Annotated in this window: 14 protein-coding genes and 1 tRNA gene; 5 read left to right on the forward strand and 10 right to left on the reverse strand. The window is 66.5% G+C overall.

Annotated elements, in window-relative coordinates; translation table 11 throughout:
* Positions 1–6: 6 nt before the first annotated feature.
* From ACR652_RS19560 to topA, 5 genes are all read right to left on the reverse strand, one after another.
* A complete protein-coding gene (locus tag ACR652_RS19560) occupies positions 7–870 on the reverse strand; it encodes a prephenate dehydratase (RefSeq protein WP_434508146.1) in 864 nt (287 codons plus the stop codon).
* Positions 871–1,084: 214 nt separating this feature from the next.
* On the reverse strand, positions 1,085–1,489 hold the full coding sequence (locus tag ACR652_RS19565; protein ID WP_434508147.1) for a hypothetical protein: 405 nt from the start codon (positions 1,487–1,489) through the stop codon (positions 1,085–1,087).
* A 588-nt stretch (positions 1,490–2,077) separates the two neighbouring features.
* Positions 2,078–2,245 carry a 50S ribosomal protein L33 gene (gene rpmG / locus ACR652_RS19570; RefSeq protein ID WP_014892635.1) on the reverse strand — a complete coding sequence of 56 codons (168 nt, stop codon included), beginning with the start codon at positions 2,243–2,245 and terminating at the stop codon, positions 2,078–2,080.
* A gap of 126 nt (positions 2,246–2,371) precedes the next feature.
* A complete protein-coding gene (gene rnr / locus ACR652_RS19575) occupies positions 2,372–4,645 on the reverse strand; it encodes a ribonuclease R (protein WP_434508148.1) in 2,274 nt (757 codons plus the stop codon).
* 175 nt (positions 4,646–4,820) lie between these two features.
* Complete coding sequence (topA, locus tag ACR652_RS19580; protein ID WP_434508149.1) at positions 4,821–7,712, reverse strand: type I DNA topoisomerase; 2,892 nt, start codon at positions 7,710–7,712, stop codon at positions 4,821–4,823.
* A 108-nt stretch (positions 7,713–7,820) separates the two neighbouring features.
* Between topA and ACR652_RS19585 the strand changes: the two genes are divergently transcribed.
* From ACR652_RS19585 to ACR652_RS19595, 3 genes are all read left to right on the forward strand, one after another.
* Entirely contained in the window at positions 7,821–8,306 is a 486-nt protein-coding gene (locus tag ACR652_RS19585) for a cupin domain-containing protein (protein ID WP_434508150.1), read from the forward strand.
* Positions 8,307–8,316: 10 nt separating this feature from the next.
* Positions 8,317–9,030, forward strand: coding sequence for an MgtC/SapB family protein (locus tag ACR652_RS19590; RefSeq protein ID WP_434508151.1), 714 nt, complete (start codon positions 8,317–8,319; stop codon positions 9,028–9,030).
* A gap of 100 nt (positions 9,031–9,130) precedes the next feature.
* Positions 9,131–9,204: transfer RNA gene (locus ACR652_RS19595), tRNA-Cys, on the forward strand.
* 39 nt (positions 9,205–9,243) lie between these two features.
* Here the strand turns inward: ACR652_RS19595 and ACR652_RS19600 are convergent.
* From ACR652_RS19600 to ACR652_RS19610, 3 genes are all read right to left on the reverse strand, one after another.
* On the reverse strand, positions 9,244–10,374 hold the full coding sequence (locus ACR652_RS19600) for a nucleotidyltransferase family protein (RefSeq protein WP_434508152.1): 1,131 nt from the start codon (positions 10,372–10,374) through the stop codon (positions 9,244–9,246).
* Between the two features lie 10 nt (positions 10,375–10,384).
* Positions 10,385–11,545: a PqqD family peptide modification chaperone gene (locus tag ACR652_RS19605; protein ID WP_434508153.1), complete on the reverse strand. Its 1,161-nt coding sequence runs from the start codon at positions 11,543–11,545 to the stop codon at positions 10,385–10,387.
* A gap of 460 nt (positions 11,546–12,005) precedes the next feature.
* The gene (locus tag ACR652_RS19610; RefSeq protein ID WP_434508154.1) at positions 12,006–12,530 is read right to left on the reverse strand and encodes a hypothetical protein; all 525 of its coding nucleotides are present in this window, start codon (positions 12,528–12,530) and stop codon (positions 12,006–12,008) included.
* Between the two features lie 409 nt (positions 12,531–12,939).
* Between ACR652_RS19610 and ACR652_RS19615 the strand changes: the two genes are divergently transcribed.
* Both ACR652_RS19615 and ACR652_RS19620 read left to right on the forward strand, forming a co-directional pair.
* Positions 12,940–13,143: a hypothetical protein gene (locus ACR652_RS19615; protein ID WP_434508155.1), complete on the forward strand. Its 204-nt coding sequence runs from the start codon at positions 12,940–12,942 to the stop codon at positions 13,141–13,143.
* A 102-nt stretch (positions 13,144–13,245) separates the two neighbouring features.
* Entirely contained in the window at positions 13,246–13,557 is a 312-nt protein-coding gene (locus tag ACR652_RS19620; protein ID WP_434508156.1) for a hypothetical protein, read from the forward strand.
* On the opposite strand, the gene ACR652_RS19625 is transcribed toward ACR652_RS19620, so the two are convergent.
* Together ACR652_RS19625 and ACR652_RS19630 are read right to left on the reverse strand one after the other, a co-directional pair.
* A complete protein-coding gene (locus ACR652_RS19625) occupies positions 13,554–15,383 on the reverse strand; it encodes an AsmA family protein (RefSeq protein ID WP_434508157.1) in 1,830 nt (609 codons plus the stop codon). The genes ACR652_RS19620 and ACR652_RS19625 overlap by 4 nt on opposite strands.
* A 166-nt stretch (positions 15,384–15,549) precedes the next feature.
* On the reverse strand, positions 15,550–16,332 hold the full coding sequence (locus ACR652_RS19630) for a hypothetical protein (RefSeq protein ID WP_434508158.1): 783 nt from the start codon (positions 16,330–16,332) through the stop codon (positions 15,550–15,552).
* Positions 16,333–16,361 lie beyond the last annotated feature (29 nt).

The raw sequence follows: 16,361 nt of genomic DNA on the forward strand, positions 1-16,361 counted from the left end.
GTTCATTCAGTCGCCATATTCGAAGGAGCGGATATTTGTGACGCGAAACGCCGCCGCTGGATAGACGCCCAGAATCTCCACTTCCTTCGAGAAGAACCGCAATTCCTCAAGCGCCCGCGCGAGCGCGGGCTGTTCGGGATGGCCATCGACGTCGACCAGAAAGCGGGTCGCCGCGAATTCGCCGTCGACCATGTAGCTTTCCAGCTTGGTCATGTTGACGCCATTCGTGGCAAACCCTCCGAGCGCCTTGTAGAGCGCCGCCGGCACGTTGCGGACCCGGAAGATGAACGTCGTCATGGTGGGGCCGCAATCGACCGGCGCCCATTGGCTGGTCTTCGAAAGAACGATGAAGCGGGTGGTGTTGTGCGCTTCGTCCTCCACGTCCTCGGCGAGAATGTCGAGGCCGTAGATGTCGGCGGCGAGGCGCGGCGCCAGCGCCGCCTTGGTCGGATCATTCCACTCCGCCACCTCGCGCGCGGCGCCGGCGGTGTCGCCGGCCGTATGCGGGACGAGCCCGAGATCGCGGATCACGCGGCGGCACTGGCCGAGGGCATGTACGTGGCTGTAGACCTCGCGCAGGCCCTCGCGGGTCGCCCCTTTGGGCGCCATCAACTGGAAGTGGATCGGCAGGAAATGCTCGCCGATGATGTGCAGGCCCGAATGCGGCAGGAAATGGTGGATGTCCGCCACGCGTCCGGCGATGGAGTTTTCAATCGGAATCATGCCCAGCGCCGCCCGGCCTTCCGTGACGGCGGCGAAGGCGTCCTCGAAACTGGGGCAGGGGAGCGGGGTCAGGTCGGGAAAGGCTTCCCGGCTGATGAGATCCGAGTTCGCGCCAGGCTCACCCTGATAGGCAATATACTGATTCACTGTGCTTCTCGCCGGCTCATCTCGGCGCGCCGCGCCGCCCGTTTGCGCCCCGGTATCTACCCCCGGACCCGCTTTGTCCAGCGCGGCCGCGCCGATGGGCAGGCCAATGGTTCGGGAGCCGCATTCCGGCGCGCGCCCTCCACGAAACGGGGTGGGGGAGCGGCGCCCGCCGGGACAGCGACGCCCGGCGGGCGCTGCGCCGCGAAGGACGCCATCAGTAGGTGTTGTTGTCCTCGGCCATCCAGCCCTTTTCGGTCTTCACGAAATGCAGCGTGCCTTCGCTGGTGTGCACTTCGCTCTTGGCGAAGGTGCGGTCCTCGTCGATGCCGAGGAAGGCGCATTTGCCGCGCTCCTTCTCGTCCCGGCACCTGGCCTCGAAGCCTTCCGGGAACTGCACTTCGGCTTCGTACATCAGCTCGAAGGCGGCGATGTTGTCGCGCTTGACCTCGCGGGCGTTGACCTTCTTGAAGGAGACGATCTTGGCGTCGACACCGTTCTTTTCGAGAATGTTGCGGAGAACTTTCGCGCCGGTGGCGTCGCCGGGCTGATGGGCGCCGCAGGCGGCGAGCGTCAAAGCGGCGGCGAGCCCCATGAAGAGGCGCATATGGCGAACAATCATTTATTTCCTCCGAGCGTCGCGCGTTCCGCGCGTGATTTTTGTCGTCTTTAGCGGAAAAAGAACCGCTCGTCGCCGGGGTTTCGATTTTTCGATGACCCTATTGTGAAAAAACATATCAGAGAGTTGCAATTTTGTGCAGCCGGGGTAACTTGTCTCCCGCCGAACAACTTGCGTGTCTGGCGACGCCGAAAGGGGCTGGAAAGTTACCACGGCGAATCAAGCGTTTTGGTGCGTAACGGCAGAACTCGAATACCCTGCGGAGTGCTCAGGTCCGCCGCATCTCCTGGGTCCGTGGGGTTGGCCGGCTGACGATGGTTGGAGTGGCCTCCTTGAAGCCATTGTCAGTCGGCCGCCTTCATAACCGGCGGTCAGCTAAATTATTCTATAATTCCGATAAAAAGCTCAGCGCAAGAGGCGGAAGCCGCTGGCGTTGCGATTTTTCGCGCGTTTTGGGCGGTTTTGCCGCTCTGGCGGCGTCGGCGGGCCTCTCTGGAGCGAAACTCCGGCCCGCCGCAAGCTGCAAGGACCAGCGCGTCAGCCGGATGGTCCGGGGCGGTCCCTGCGCAGATTCGGACGCGTCGGCGCGTCTTACTTGATCTTGGTTTCCTTGAACTCGACATGCTTGCGCACGACCGGGTCGTATTTCTTGAAGACGAGCTTCTCGGTCTTCGTGCGCGCGTTCTTCTTGGTGACGTAGAAATAGCCCGTGTCCGCCGTGGACAGGAGCTTGATCTTGATCATGGCGGACTTGGCCATCGGACTCGTTCCAGTTTGATAGAGAACAGAAAATCGTCCCCGCCGCTCCGAGAGTCGCGGCAGGCGACGAATTTGCGCGCACCATACGTGTGACGCGCCGGATGTCAAGGCGGATACCCGAGCGGATCAGCGCTTGCCGTTTCCTCTCGGCTTCTTCGCGCTTTTCCCGCGATTGCCAAAGGCCGAGGCGGGCGGTTTCCGCTTCTCTCCGCCGCCGACCACCTCGAATCTCAGCGCGCCTGCAATGGGCGCCGCCTCGACGAGGCGCACGTCGATGACATCCGCGAGGCGGTAGCTCACGCCGGACCGCGAGGTCAGCGAATGGCTGGCCTCGTCGTAGGAATAATATTCGCGCCCGAGCGTCGCCGCCGGCACGAATCCGTCGGCGCCCGTCTCGATGAGGCGCACGAACAGGCCGGATTTCGTCACACCCGAGATTCGCGCCCCGAAGCGCGCGCCGATCTGGTCGACGAGATGATGGGCGATGAGCCGGTCGACCGTCTCCCGCTCGGCCGCCATGGCGCGACGCTCGGCGGCGGAGATTCGCGCGGCGGTCTCGGCCAGTTCCCCGGCGGGGGTGTCGGGCAGGGCGCCTTCGCCCAGTTTCAGCGCCCGGATCAGCGCGCGATGCACGATGAGGTCGGCGTAGCGGCGGATCGGCGAGGTGAAATGCGCGTAGCGGCGCAAGTTCAGGCCGAAATGCCCATAGTTCTCATGCGTGTATTCGGCCTGCGCCTGCGTGCGCAGGACGATTTCATTGACGATGTTTTCATGCTCCAGCCCTTTCACGCGCTCCAGAATCACATTGAAGTGGGAGGGCTTGAGCACCTGGCCCTTGGCCAGCTTGACGCCGATGGTGGCCAGAAACTCCGCAAGCGCGGAGACCTTCTCCTTCGACGGCTCGTCATGGGCGCGATAGATGAGCATCTGCCGATGCTCTTCGAGCGTCTCCGCCGCGGCGACATTGGCGAGGATCATGAATTCCTCGATCAGCCGATGCGCTTCGAGCCGGGGCGGGATGATCACCCGGTCAAAGGAGCCGTCCGGGTTCAGCAGGATCTTGCGCTCGGGCAGGTCGAGATCGAGCGGCGCGCGCAGATTGCGGGCATGTTGCAACGCTTCATGCGCCGCGTAGAGCGGCCGCAGCACCGTGTCGACGAGTGGCTTCGTCTTCTCGTCCGGCCGGCCGTCGATCGCCGCCTGCGCCTGGGCGTAGGCCAGCTTGGCGTGCGAGCGCATCATCACGCGGTGGAAGCTGTGGCCGATCTTCTTGCCCCTGGCCGTGACGCGCATCCGCACCGCGAGGGCCGGGCGGTCTTCGGTCTCGCGGAGGGAACATAAATCGTTGGAGATGCGCTCGGGCAGCATCGGCACGACGCGGTCGGGAAAATAGACCGAGTTGCCACGTTCCAGCGCGTCCTTGTCCAGCGGCGACCGGGGCCGGACGTAGTAAGCGACGTCGGCGATGGCGACGGTGAGGATGAAGCCGCCGTCATTGTCGGGCGCCGTGTCCGGCGCGGCGTGGACGGCGTCGTCGTGGTCCTTGGCGTCCGGCGGATCGATGGTTACGAGCGGCAGCTCGCGCCAGTCCTCTCGGCCCTGAAGCGTCGCGGGCCTGGCCTGTTCGGCCTCGGCCACGGCCTCGGGGCGGAACACGTCCGGAATGTCATGCGCGCGCAGGGCGATGAGGCTGACGGCTTTTTCGCTCGTCACCGAACCCAGCGTCTCGCGCACGCGAGCGCGCGGGGCGCCGAAACGGGTCTTGCCGACGAGATCGACCGAGACGAGGTCGCCATGCTGGCCCTCGCCAATGTCGGCGGCGGCGACCATCAGCTCCCGCCCGGCCTGCTTCTTGTCGATGGGGAGAATGCGGCCGTGGCCGTTGGGCTCGACCTGCAACACGCCCAGCACGCGGTGGCGCGCGCGCGATAGCAGTTTTATCACGCGGCCGACGTAGGGCGGCTCATTCGGGCCGGCGTCGCGGTCGGGCTCGGCGCGCACCAGCGCGCGGTCGCCGACGCCGGGCAGGGGCTCGCCCGGCCGGGCGCGGCGCGGGGCGCGGATGAGGATGCGCGGCGGCGCGCCCAGTTCTTCCTCGTCCCACTCCACCGGAACGGCGACCATTTCGCCGTCGCGGTCGCGCGCGGTGATGTCGACGAGGGTCACGGGCGGCAGCGCGCCCTTGGGATTGACGCGGCGCCCGCGTTTCTCGATGGCGCCGTCCTCGGCAAGGCTCGCGAGCATGCGCTTGAGCGCGACGCGGTCCTCGCCCTTGAGGCCGAAGGCGCGGGCGATTTCCCGGACGCCGATTTTTTTCGGGCCGCCGGCGGCTTCCTGTTCGCGGGCGATGAAGGCGAGAATGTCCTCGCGGGAAGGCTGCGGTGCTGTCTTGGGCGCCAAGTTCCTGCTCGATTGGCCGGCCGATGCGCGGGCCGGCGTGAAAACGCTTCACCAAACATATTGCGTGAACGGGGATTTCGCCATGACCGTCGCTTGAAATGCGTCGACGCGTCCAGAACCATGCGCGGTTCTGGACGTTTCGCTGCGATTACCGGGGCGCCTGCGGGCTCGGGAGTTACTTGGCGGCCGCCTTCTTCGGCGCGGCCTTTTTGGCCGGCGCCTTCTTTGGCTCTGCCTTTTTGATGGGCGCGGCCTTCGCGGGCTGTGCGTCGTCGAAGGGCGTCTCGTCACTGTCCTCGATCGCCTTCTTCGCCGCCGCCTTTTTGGCGGGAGCCTTTTTCGCCGGCGCCTTCTTCTTCGGCGCCCCGCCCTTTTCCTCGATCAGCTTGATCGCGTCCTCGAGAGTCACATCCTCGGCGGACAAGCTCTTCGGCAATGTGGCGTTGACCTTGCCGAGATTGACGTAAGGCCCGAAGCGGCCGGGGCGGACGGTGATCTTGCCGCCGTCGGGATGCTCGCCGAGCACGCGTCCGCCCGTGGCGCCCCCGGCGGCGGCCTTTGCCGTGATCATCTCCAGCGCCTGCTCAAGCGTCAGCGACGCCGGATCGACCGCGCGCGGGATGGTGGCGTTGACCTTGCCCCAGTTCACATAGGGGCCGAAACGGCCGGCCTTCACCGTCACCTCGCCGCCCTCGGGATGGGCGCCCAGCGAGCGGCCGGGTTCCGAGGCGCGCGAGAAGCGCGACCCGCCGCCGCCGGATTCCTTCTGCACGATCAGGTCGATGGCGCGGTTGGCGCCGATGGTCAGCACGTCGTCCTCACGCCCGACATTGGCGTAGGTCTTGCCGTGCTGCACATAGGGGCCGAAGCGGCCGATATTGGCGACGATGGGCTCGCCGCTCGTCGGATGTTTCGCCACCTCGCGCGGCAGCGACAACAGCGCGAGCGCCTGCTGGAGCGTGAGGTCATCCGGCTTGATGGTCTTGGGCAGCGAGGCGCGCTTGGGCTTTTCGCCGCCCTCCTCCTGCTCGCCCTCCTGCACATAGGCGCCGAAGCGGCCGTCGCGCAGGGTGATCTCGGCGCCGGTTTCCGGGTCCTGTCCCAGGACCTTCACGCCCGGCCGCGCGTTCTCCGCCGCGTCGCCGGTGGGCGGCGACAGCGTGCGCGTGTAGCGGCACTCGGGATAGTTCGAACAGCCGATAAAGGCGCCGAACTTGCCGACCTTCAGCGACAATTGACCGGCGTTGCAGGCCGGGCAGAGGCGGGGATCGGAGCCGTCTTCCTTGGCCGGGAAGATATGCGGCCCCAGCAGCTCGTTGAGACTGTCGAGCACCTGCGTGGTGCGCAGGTCCTTGGTCTCGTTCACGGCCGCCGAGAAGTCGCGCCAGAAGTCGCGCAGCACCTGCTTCCAGTCGATCTCATTGTTCGAAACGAGGTCGAGCTTTTCTTCGAGCGACGCGGTGAAGTCGAATTCGACGTAGCGCGAGAAGAAGCTTTCCAGAAAGGCGACGACCAGCCGGCCCTTGTCCTCGGGAACGAGTCGCTTCTTGTCGAGCCGCACATAGTCGCGGTCGCGCAGGGTGGCGAGCGTCGAGGCGTAGGTCGACGGACGGCCGATGCCCAATTCCTCCATGCGCTTCACCAGTGTCGCCTCGGTGAAGCGCGGCGGCGGCTCGGTGAAATGCTGGGTCGCGTCGATCTTCTCGCGCGTCACGGGCTCGCCTTCCGCCATCGGCGGCAGGCGGCCGCTTTCCTCGTCGCCGTCGTCGTCGCGGCCTTCCTGATAAAGTTCCAGAAAGCCCGGGAAGCGAACAACCTGACCCGTGGCGCGCAGATCGAGCGTGCGGGCGCCGGCCTTCGCCTCGATGTCGACGGTGGTGCGTTCGAGTTCGGCCGATTCCATCTGGCTGGCGATGGTGCGGGTCCAGATCAGCTCATAGAGCCGCGCCTGATCGGGCTCGAGATGCTTCGCCACATGCTTGGGCAGGCGCGCGGCGTCGGTCGGGCGGATGGCCTCATGGGCCTCCTGCGCGTTCTTGGCCTTGGCCGAATATTTGCGCGGCGCGTGGGGCACGAAGCGGTCGCCATATTCCTTGGCGATCACCTTGCGCACGCTGGCGACGGCCTCCGGCGCCATGTCGACGCCGTCCGTTCGCATATAAGTAATGAGACCCACGGTCTCGCCGCCCACATCCACGCCTTCATAGAGGCGCTGCGCGATGCGCATGGTGATGGCGGGCGCGAGGCCGAGCTTGCGCGAGGCTTCCTGCTGGAGCGTCGAGGTGGTGAAGGGCGCGGAAGGGTGGCGCTTGACCGGCTTGGCTTCCACCGAACGCACGGTGAAGGCGGCGGCGTCCAGCGCCCTCTTGAACGCCTCGGCCTCCTCGCCCTTGCCGATGTCGAGGCGGGTGATCTTCTTGCCGTCGGCGCCGACGAGGCGCGCGATGAAGGAGTCGCCCGCCTTGGTTTTGAGATGGGCGACGAGCGACCAATATTCCTGCGCGACGAATTTCTCGATCTCGAGCTCGCGGTCGCAGACGAGGCGCAGCGCCACGGACTGGACGCGACCGGCCGAGCGCGCGCCGGGCAGCTTGCGCCACAGCACCGGCGAGAGGGTGAAGCCGACGAGATAGTCGAGCGCGCGGCGGGCCAGATAGGCGTCGACCAGCGCCTGATCGATCTGGCGCGGATGGGCCATCGCCTCGCGGACCGCGTCCTTGGTGATGGCGTTGAAGACGACGCGCTCGATCTTCTTGTCCTTGAGCGCCTTTTTCTTGTTCAGGATTTCGATGAGGTGCCAGGAGATGGCCTCGCCCTCGCGATCCGGGTCGGTCGCGAGGATGACGCGGTCGGCGTCCTTCACCGCCTGGGCGATTTCCGAAACGCGCTTGGCGCCGCGGGCGTCCATCTCCCAGACCATGGCGAAATCGTCGTCGGGATCGACCGAGCCGTCCTTGGGCGGCAGGTCGCGGACATGGCCCATGCTGGCGATGACGTTGAAATCGCGGCCTAAATATTTGTTGATGGTCTTGGCCTTGGCCGGCGACTCGACGATGACGACATTCATTCCAGATCAATCCCGGGGCGCGCCCTGTGGCGCATTGGGGCGCGAAGATGGGCAGAATGGGCTGCGCCTGTCAAATTGGCGCGGGAACCGGAGCGGGAGAAGCCTGTCTTGACGAACGAAGTTGAAAGCCGTCCGAACGCCGTCGCCGCCGCCGCCGTGGCGCCGAGAAAACGCGCCTCCAACTATCCCGAACCCTTCGCCGCGCGCATGGCGGGACGGGAGAAACGGGCGCTCGGAGACGTGTTCGGCCTGGTGAATTTCGGCGTCAATCTCACGCGGCTCGCGCCGGGCGCCCAATCGGCGCTGCTGCATCGTCACAGCCGGCAGGACGAGTTCGTCTATATCCTCGAGGGCGCTCCGACGCTGGTGACGGAGGCGGGCGAAACGCAGCTCGGGCCCGGCATGTGCGCGGGGTTCCGTGCCGGCGGAGCGGCGCATTGCCTTGTCAATCGAACTGACATGGACGCGCTCTATCTCGAAATCGGCGATCGCGCGCCAGGCGACTGCGGAACCTATCCCGCGGATGATCTGGAGGCGCGGCTCGATCCGGACGGAGGCTGGCGATTCTTTCACAAGGATGGCCGTCCCTATTGAGGCCCAGAACATGGCGGGAATCATCAGTTTCAACCCCGAGGAACTGCTCAACACCTTTGTGTCCCTGTTCGTCGCGCTGACGCTGGGAACGCTCATCGGCGCGGAGCGACAGTTCCGGCAGCGCAACGCCGGTCTGCGCACCAATGCGCTGGTCGCGTTGGGGGCCTCGGCCTTCGTCGATCTCGGCATGCGGCTCATGGGCAATCAGGGGGCGACCCAGGTGCTCGCCTATGTGGCGTCCGGCGTGGGCTTTCTCGGCGCGGGCGTCATTCTCAAGGAGGGCATGAACATTCGCGGCCTCAACACCGCGGCGACGATCTGGTGCTCCGCCGTCACCGGCGCCTTCGCCGGCGCCGATCATCCGGTGGAAGCGTTTCTGATGTGCGCCTTCGTGCTCGCCGGCAACACATTCCTGCGGCCGCTCGTCACCTTGATCGAGCGCGCGCCGATCGACGAAAGCCAGACCGAGGCGACCTTCGAGCTGCGGGTCACGACCAGCGAATCGGAGAGGGACGAGATGCGCGATCTGCTGGAGGAGCGTCTCGAAGCGGCGAAATACCCGGCCCGGGACATCCGCGAGGTCGATCGCGAGGACGGGGTGGAGCTGATCGCCACATTGGCGGCTCCCAGCGTGGAGGCGGCGGTGCTCGACGCCATCGCGGACCACTTCCGGGAGCTCGACGCCGTCAGCCATGCGACTTGGTCCGTGCGGGCGGAAGACTGACGGGCGCATTTCATTTTTGACGCGACGGACTGCTTGCCGCCGGCGACGCCCTCCTGTAAGAGCGACCGCAGGCGGGGCTCACCTGAGTCTTCGCGCGGACGGCCTCGTGGCGGAGTGGCTACGCAGAGGACTGCAAATCCTTGTACGGGGGTTCGATTCCCTCCGAGGCCTCCAGCCGTCGTTCCCCAAGCCAAAGACACTTCCGCGCGCCGTTCAATCGGTTCGACCGCCGTCGGGCTTCCGAAACCAGTCCCTCAGCCGGTCGGAAAAATAGGCTGGATTATCCCACAGTCGGACGATGAGATTCGCCAGCCGGCGGGGTAGCTTGGCCAGAGCATGGGCGCCCATAGCGAATCGGAAGGCCGCAGGCTTCGTCGCGATGATTTCGAAAAGCCAGAGTTCGCGGCGCTCCCGGCGCGACCGCGGCAGACCGTCCGGATAGGGCAGACCCAGCCAGCGCTCGGCCAGCGCCCAATATTCGCTCAGCAGGCGATGGCGATCCTGTCGCAGCCGTCGCGTTAGTTCCTCCGGGTCGAGATCGCCCGCATAGAAGTGCGCGAGCGCGGCGAATTCCAGAAGCTGCCGCAAATCCAGCGCCCGCGTGAGCGCCTGCTCGTTGGAAACCTGGGCGTGCAGCATATTGTGCAGCAGCCGCGTCGCCGGATCGGGCAGCAGCGCTGCCGCGCCATTCTCCAGCGTCACCTCCCTCGGCCGCACTCCGGCGGCCAGAAGCGCGCTGTCGTCCGCGTCAAACAGGAAACGATGGTGAAGCTCGACAGTCACCGGAAGAGACGGGTGGAGCAGGGCGGGCGCATGGTGCATGTTCCGCAAGTCGCGCGCGAGCATCCGGCGGGGGCTGTCATCGGGCGCATAGCCCATGGCGGCTAGCGCCTCGATGCAGCTTTCCAGACGATCGCGCGGAACGAGAAGATCGAGATCGCCAATGACGCGGTCTTCGGCTCCGGGGTACTGGCCCGGCGTCAGCGCAATGGCGCCCTTGAGCAGGATGGGCCGGACGTCGATCCGGTTGAGAGCGGCGACAATCCTGCCAAGCTCCGCCTGCAACGCCTCATTGCGCCGCCAATTGAGGACCCGGATGGCGTCTAGATAGTCATATTCCTCGGCGCTCAGAGTCTCCGACAGGCGCATGCGGGACATCACGCCGGCAAGCGTCGGCGTGACGAGCGATGCGCCGGCGGCGATAAAAACGTCGCCCCAATCGGCCCGCCCGGCCGCCAGATCGGCGGCGCGCTCCTGGCGCCCGACGCTCCCGGCACCGAGAACCTCGCAGAGGATCGAGAAGGGAGCGGCCTGTGCGCGTCTGAGGTCCCGCACCTGCGTCATGAGGAGCCCTTCAGCCAGGCTCGCTGGTGGCGAGCCCGCGAACGAGGCCGATCGCGCTCTCCAGATCGGGAAAGGTGAGCGCATGCGCGGGGATCGAGCCGATCCAGCGCGTCAACGCCTCCAGCCTGGATTGGGTCAGGTCGCGCAGGATCGACTCCGACCGGATCAGAGCGCCCAGCGCGGCTTCCGGCGACATGGGTTCCGCGCGGGGCGTGGAGCCAGACTGATAGCGCGGGAAGATGAGCAGGGCGGGCGCAAGGGGGCGGCCGGGCCGATTGCCGGCTGGCGGCAGGAAGCGCACCGGCTCGCCGTAGCGCATCACTGCCGGGCGGTCGCGCAGGTCCGGGCGGCGCGACGTCAGGATGCTCCAGCTACCGGCCTTGAGACAGATCGGCGCCGAAAGCCCGAGCATACGGCCATGGAGATCGATGGGCACGACGTCGTCGTTCAGCAGGCCATAGCCCTCGGCGTTCAGAGCCGTGGCGAGCGTCGTCTTGCCCGAGCCCGAGGGAGCCACAAGGAGCAGGCCGCGGCCGTCGGGAAGCTCCAGGCCCGCCCCATGCGCGAGGAACAGCCGACCTTCCGCACGGCAGGCAAGATCGATGAGCAGCCTGAGAACGACCACCACGATCTCGTCCGCACCGACTCCCGACATGGCTGGCTCGTCATTGACGCTGAGGGTCCAGCGGTCGACCGGGCCTGCGACGCGGAGGATATTCCGGCAGGAGCCGCCTGCGCGCGGCTGGATCATCGGCTCCAGAGCCGAACGCACCGCGGCGGCGACCTCGCCGCTTTCGATTTCGACGCCCATCGCCACGCCCGCCAACTCCACGGCGATCTGGCCGGCCCCGAGCGGCGCGGGCGTCGAGCCGCCGGTGATCCAGTCGTCGGGGAGGGGGGCCGGGACGAACTCGTCCAGAGGCTCGACCAGACCCGCGCGCCGCCAGCCGTCCATGAGCGCGCGGATTTCCCGCCTGGCGGCGGATTCGTCCAGCCCGTAGCGCGCCTGCACGCGCCGGACGAGCCAGTCCTCGCCGCAGCCGGGCGCCGCGTCGCAGGCGAGCCGCCACACATCCGCGGCGGTGGCGTTCAGAATATGAACCGCCCGTTCGCCAGCCCTCGCGAGCACGAGGCCGTCCCCGAGCGGGGCGTGAAGGACCGATGCCAGCAAAAGCGTCGCCTCCGAGCAAGCTGAATCGCTGCACGTGATTGTTACGCTGCATTACTACGTTAACCAATTTTTATTGCCAAGGCCAACTTTGTCGCAGTTTGGCGTGCGATTTCGCAGGATTGTAATATTACATGATGGGCCTGACCCCACCCGACCCCGCTTCGCGGGGCCACCCTCCCCGCGAGGGGGAGGGATGCGCTCGCGAGCAGCGTTTGTGTTGGTTTCATTTCCAGTCCAGCGGCATGATCCCCCTACCTCCCCTTTACGGGGAGGTCGGCGGTCGCAGACCGCCGGGTGGGGTTCGGGCCGCGACGCCCATGATGGGGCCTGACCGCACCCGACGCCGCTTCGCGGGGCCACCCTCCCCGCGAGGGGGAGGGATAAGCTCACGAGCAGCGTTTGTGTTTTGGCTACATGGTCAGCGAGGGGGAGAGATGCGCTCGCGGGCGGCCTTGATGCCTCAGGGGCGCTTGGCCGTGGGCTGTCCGCCCTTCGACCAGAAAAGCTGATAGTTCTGGATGATCTCACCCGCCCCCTTGTTGGTGTAGGCGGCTGTCAGAAAGGAATTGTAGGTTTCGTCGAACGCCTTCTTGCCGGCGTCGCGCAGGGTCCGGAACGCGTCGACGCCGACAGGGCCATCGAACACGCTGACCGTCCACTTGTAACAAAGATCGCCGGCGCCGCTGACATAATAGGCTCCGGTCGCGCTTTGTGCATTGAAGTAATTGGAAACAATCAATGTTTCAGCAACGCGGATTTTCGGAACCTGAATAGGGGAGGTGACGTGGATGCCTATTCTGCGGTTCTTCTCGGAACTTGTGAGCGTATAACAGAACTCTTCGTTATGTTTGATATAAGTTGTTGAAACGAAGTCGGCCTGGAGGTCCGGATCATGGCAAATGCGTTCCTGCCAGCCCCAGTAGCTCACCGCCTCCAGCAGCCCGTTGCGGATGTCTTTTACATTCTTCAGCGCCAAGTCGTTCATGGCTATACCGTTCAGGCGGGGAGCACTCTGCACCACCGGGAAGTTCGAGAAGTTTGAAAGTAAATTCGTTAAAATATTGCAATTTGAAGTAAAGGTTGTTTGCCAATTTCCCCTTTATCGTGCGCGAGCCTTTCCCCAAGCTTGTGCGTGGCCTGCCTTCGGCTACCGTCCTGACGCCGACGCTCACGCTGCACTGCAACAAACGTAACATCCTCAATCCCCGCCATCGGGCCCGGCGCCCTTCGAAGCTTCGCGAAAAGCGTTCGAGGACCCGTCCCGCAAGTGCGTCGCCGGGAGCGTCGCCAAGGGTTTTCTTGACGGCTTTTCGTGTTAAAGCGAAGCGTCCTGCCGGCGGCATGACGGTCAGGCCGCCGGCGCAGTGTATCTGCGTAACCATGAAGGGGGAAAAATGCTCCATGCCTTGATTGCAGACGCGCAGGCCCGCCTCGACGACGCGCGTCGCCAGTTGCGCCTTGCGGCGATCAATTTCGACGTTCCCGACGAAGAGCTGCTCGAGCTGCGCGCCAGAGCCCGCAACATCTACAATGAACTTGCCGGCCTGGATCGCAAGAAGCTCAAGGGCAGCCTGTTCGGCTTCCTGAAAATCTGGTGAGCGTACATCGGCGCTGATCAACGCCTTGCTTCCTGAGCCGCCGCGCCCTCCATAAGAACGGAAAGGCGCGGCGTCTGTCGCCGCACGCGATGAGGAAGAGTGATGATCAGCCCGGACACCCCTCCCGGAACGGAGGTCGTCTGCGTCGAGGCCGGGCCCGGACGCTACGGCGACGGGGGCCTGCGGCGCGGGGCGATTTACACGGTCGAGCGCATCGCGCCGGCCATTGACGGCGGATATGTCGTGGTCCTGACAGAAATCCCGCCGTGGCAAACCTACACGCCGCCATGGGGCCTCGTCGGAATTGGCTTCGAACTGCGGCGCTTCCGTTACCTGGACCTGCCCGCCTCCCTGACCAGCCTGCTCGAAGAAGCGCCAAGGGAAATCGAAGTCGGCGAGGAGGAGGAGGTCTAGCGCGCGCTCTCGGGCGCCTCCGGCAGCAGCGGAGCCGCCGCTCCCGAGCGCCGGATGAAGGCCTGCGGGTCTGGCGCAATCTTCAGCTCGTCCCATGCCCCGCCCAGATCGAAGGCGATCTGAAGGCCCTTGTCGCGCGGCTTGCCGGTCTGGTCGGCCTCCCGCGCCGCCGCCTTGATCGCCAGACTGCGCTCGGCGAGATTCGCCGTTCCGGTGAAGGTCAGGGAAAAGCCGGGGCCGGACGCGGCTCCATCCTCCAGCGCCGCGATCCCGTCTTCTATCCGCAGGGTGGCGCTGGCCTTCGCGACCGGCGAACTGCCCGACCGAATATCCTGCGCGCTCGCCAGCGGGCGCTTCTCGAAGCGTCGCAGCGCGCGATCGAAATCGACGCCGGTAATTTCGCCGTCCGAAAGGGTCAGTGCGGCACGGCCGCTCAGGCTGCGCACCATATCCGCGACGGTCTCGCCGCGCGCGTCGAGGGTCAGCGTCGACTCCAGCGCGCCGCCGAGCGCCTCCTTGCCGAAGGCGTCCGAAAGCAGGGCGCGGGCGTCGACGCCGCTCGTTTGCGCGGAGGCGTGCATGACCAGCGCGCCGCCAGCGAGGCTGAAGGAGCCGCGCGCTTTCAGCCGGCCCCGATAGGCCTGCGCTTCAATCAGCGACAGGCTCAGCGCGCCATCGCGCAGGGCGGCGGCCATGGAGGCGTTGTCGAGCGTGAGACGGCCCAGCCGCGCATGGCGGGCGCTGATGGTCAGATCGAGATCGGCGCCGGCGATATCCGGGGGATCGAGCGGCTTCTGGCTCCATTGGGAATCCGGGCCGACGAGCGCCGGGGCGTCCGCCAGAAGAGGTTTGAGGGCGACAAAATCGCTGCGCAGCGCGGCCGACACATAGGGCCGGCCGTCCTCGTCGCGCACCGAAAGCTCGCCCTCGAAGACGTTGCCGTCCACATGGATGCGAAGGTCGCGAAACGCCGCGTCGCGTGGGCCGAATGTCGCCTGCGCCTCGAATTCAGCGTCGCCGAACGGGCCGGGGAGCGCGACGTCGGCGCCGAAGAGATCGAGCGCCTCGCGCGCCGAGGCCGCGGTTCCGGCCACCCGGCCGGAGTAACGCGGATTGGCGCCGGTCTGGCCGACGCCCTGCGCCTCGAGCCGCAGGCTCTCCCCGTCCAGACGCGCCGTCACGACGGAAGGGTCGCCGCGCAGGAAAATTCCCGGCCGCGCGACCCACAGGACGAGCTGGAGACGCTCGCCGCGCCAATCGAAGGCGCTGGTCAGCAGGGCGTGTTCTCCCACCTTGCGCCAGTCCAGCGTCGCCGAGATGCGGTCGGCCGAATAGTCCGCGCCATTGCGGCGCAGCCGCAGCGCCCCATCGACAATATTGATCAGGCCAAGTTTGAACTCATCGGCCTTTTGCGCCGCCGCGCTGCCGGGCTGGGTCGCCGCGGCGCGGGCGGCGGCGCCGGGGGCGTCGACGCGGTTCTGGTCGAGATCGACCTGCGCGCGCGGCCGCGTCAGGGTCAGCGAGTCGATCTCCAGACGTCCGGCCAGGAGAGGCAGGACTCTGAGGTTGCCGCGCAACTCGTCCGCTTCGACGACGAGCGCCTTGTTGTGGTCCGCGAAGACGACGCCGTTCATCACGAGATGCGGCCGTGGCGTCAGCGACAGGCGGGGGCCGGAGCGCGCCGCGAGGTAAAGCCCCGTCGCGTCATTGACTTGCGTGGTGACGGCCGTCAGGGCGGCGGTGGGCGAGAACAGCCAGGGCGCGATGGCGACGGCAAGCCCGCCAAGAGCCCCGAGAGCCGCCAGCGCGACCAGGAGCAGCGCCATCCTCCCGCGCGGGCAGGCGCGCGCGCATGCTCCCCATGCGCCCGGCGGGGGGCGGGGCGAGGCTTCGGCAGGGTTGTCTTCCACCGCCCGCGACAAGCGCTCTTCTCCTCACGCCAGAGTCCCTGACTTTGTCGCGGGGAAGCGCGGCGAGAAAGTGGCGGCCGCGTCAAAGACCTGCTGGCGGGCGGCCAATGGGCGTCTTGATGGCGCGCTCGATTTCGCTCAGCGCGTTCCGGTTCGCCAACGAGCCGGCGCCGGCTTCGGCCAGCGACGCGAAATCCGACGCCTTGAACGGATAGCGGCTGCCCGGCCGCAGGATACGCACGCCCTCGGCCGTGATGACCGTGTCCCCCGGACGCAGGGTCGGATCGGCGTAAAAAGCGTTCGTCGGCGTCGCCTCACCGGGGCCGCCGGGGCGACCGGACGGAGAGGCGATGGCGGGGACGACGCAGGGCCTGGCGCAACCGGACGGAACGCCTCTCGACCCTGACTCCGGCGACCGCGTCGCAGGGATTGTCTTCGTGATCGCCGCTCCCGCGCCGTACACCGGGAGAAAGGGGTTGCGCGCCGGCGCGATGATCTCGATCACGGCCGGGCCGATCGGATTTTTCTGCTGAACCGGCGCCGAGGCAAGCTGGCGCGCGACGACCTTGCGTCGTTCGGCGACGCGGCGGCGGGCTTGTCCGTCATGTCGGCGCCAATGATGCGCCAGCCGGAAACGATGCGGCGCGTGACCAAGCCGATGCCGCCGGGGTCCATAAGAATAGTCGTAGTAACCCTCGCCGACTCTGCCCATGCCGAACAGGGCCTCGAAAAATCCGCCGGCGGCCTGCGAGGCCGGGGCGTCGTAGCCGAGCAGCGTGGCCCCGAAGATCGCGAAGGCGGCTCCGAGCGAAACCGCCGAGCGGGCGCGGGCGCGGCGGGCGCGTTGGTCGACAGGCTGGGACATGGCACTCACTCACGCAAACGGAAACTTAA

Origin of the sequence: Methylocystis sp. (assembly GCF_051061225.1) — a bacterium.
Taxonomy (GTDB): domain Bacteria; phylum Pseudomonadota; class Alphaproteobacteria; order Rhizobiales; family Beijerinckiaceae; genus Methylocystis.

Bases quoted from the DNA above. Each gene is read 5' to 3' on its own strand.
- ACR652_RS19565 (WP_434508147.1), bottom strand. From the start codon at position 1,489: ATGATTGTTCGCCATATGCGCCTCTTCATGGGGCTCGCCGCCGCTTTG.
- rpmG (WP_014892635.1), bottom strand. From the start codon at position 2,245: ATGGCCAAGTCCGCCATGATCAAGATCAAGCTCCTGTCCACGGCGGAC.
- topA (WP_434508149.1), bottom strand. From the start codon at position 7,712: ATGAATGTCGTCATCGTCGAGTCGCCGGCCAAGGCCAAGACCATCAAC.
- ACR652_RS19590 (WP_434508151.1), top strand. From the start codon at position 8,317: ATGGCGGGAATCATCAGTTTCAACCCCGAGGAACTGCTCAACACCTTT.
- ACR652_RS19600 (WP_434508152.1), bottom strand. From the start codon at position 10,374: ATGACGCAGGTGCGGGACCTCAGACGCGCACAGGCCGCTCCCTTCTCG.
- ACR652_RS19610 (WP_434508154.1), bottom strand. From the start codon at position 12,530: ATGAACGACTTGGCGCTGAAGAATGTAAAAGACATCCGCAACGGGCTG.
- ACR652_RS19615 (WP_434508155.1), top strand. From the start codon at position 12,940: ATGCTCCATGCCTTGATTGCAGACGCGCAGGCCCGCCTCGACGACGCG.
- ACR652_RS19620 (WP_434508156.1), top strand. From the start codon at position 13,246: ATGATCAGCCCGGACACCCCTCCCGGAACGGAGGTCGTCTGCGTCGAG.
- ACR652_RS19625 (WP_434508157.1), bottom strand. From the start codon at position 15,383: ATGGCGCTGCTCCTGGTCGCGCTGGCGGCTCTCGGGGCTCTTGGCGGG.
- ACR652_RS19630 (WP_434508158.1), bottom strand. From the start codon at position 16,332: ATGTCCCAGCCTGTCGACCAACGCGCCCGCCGCGCCCGCGCCCGCTCG.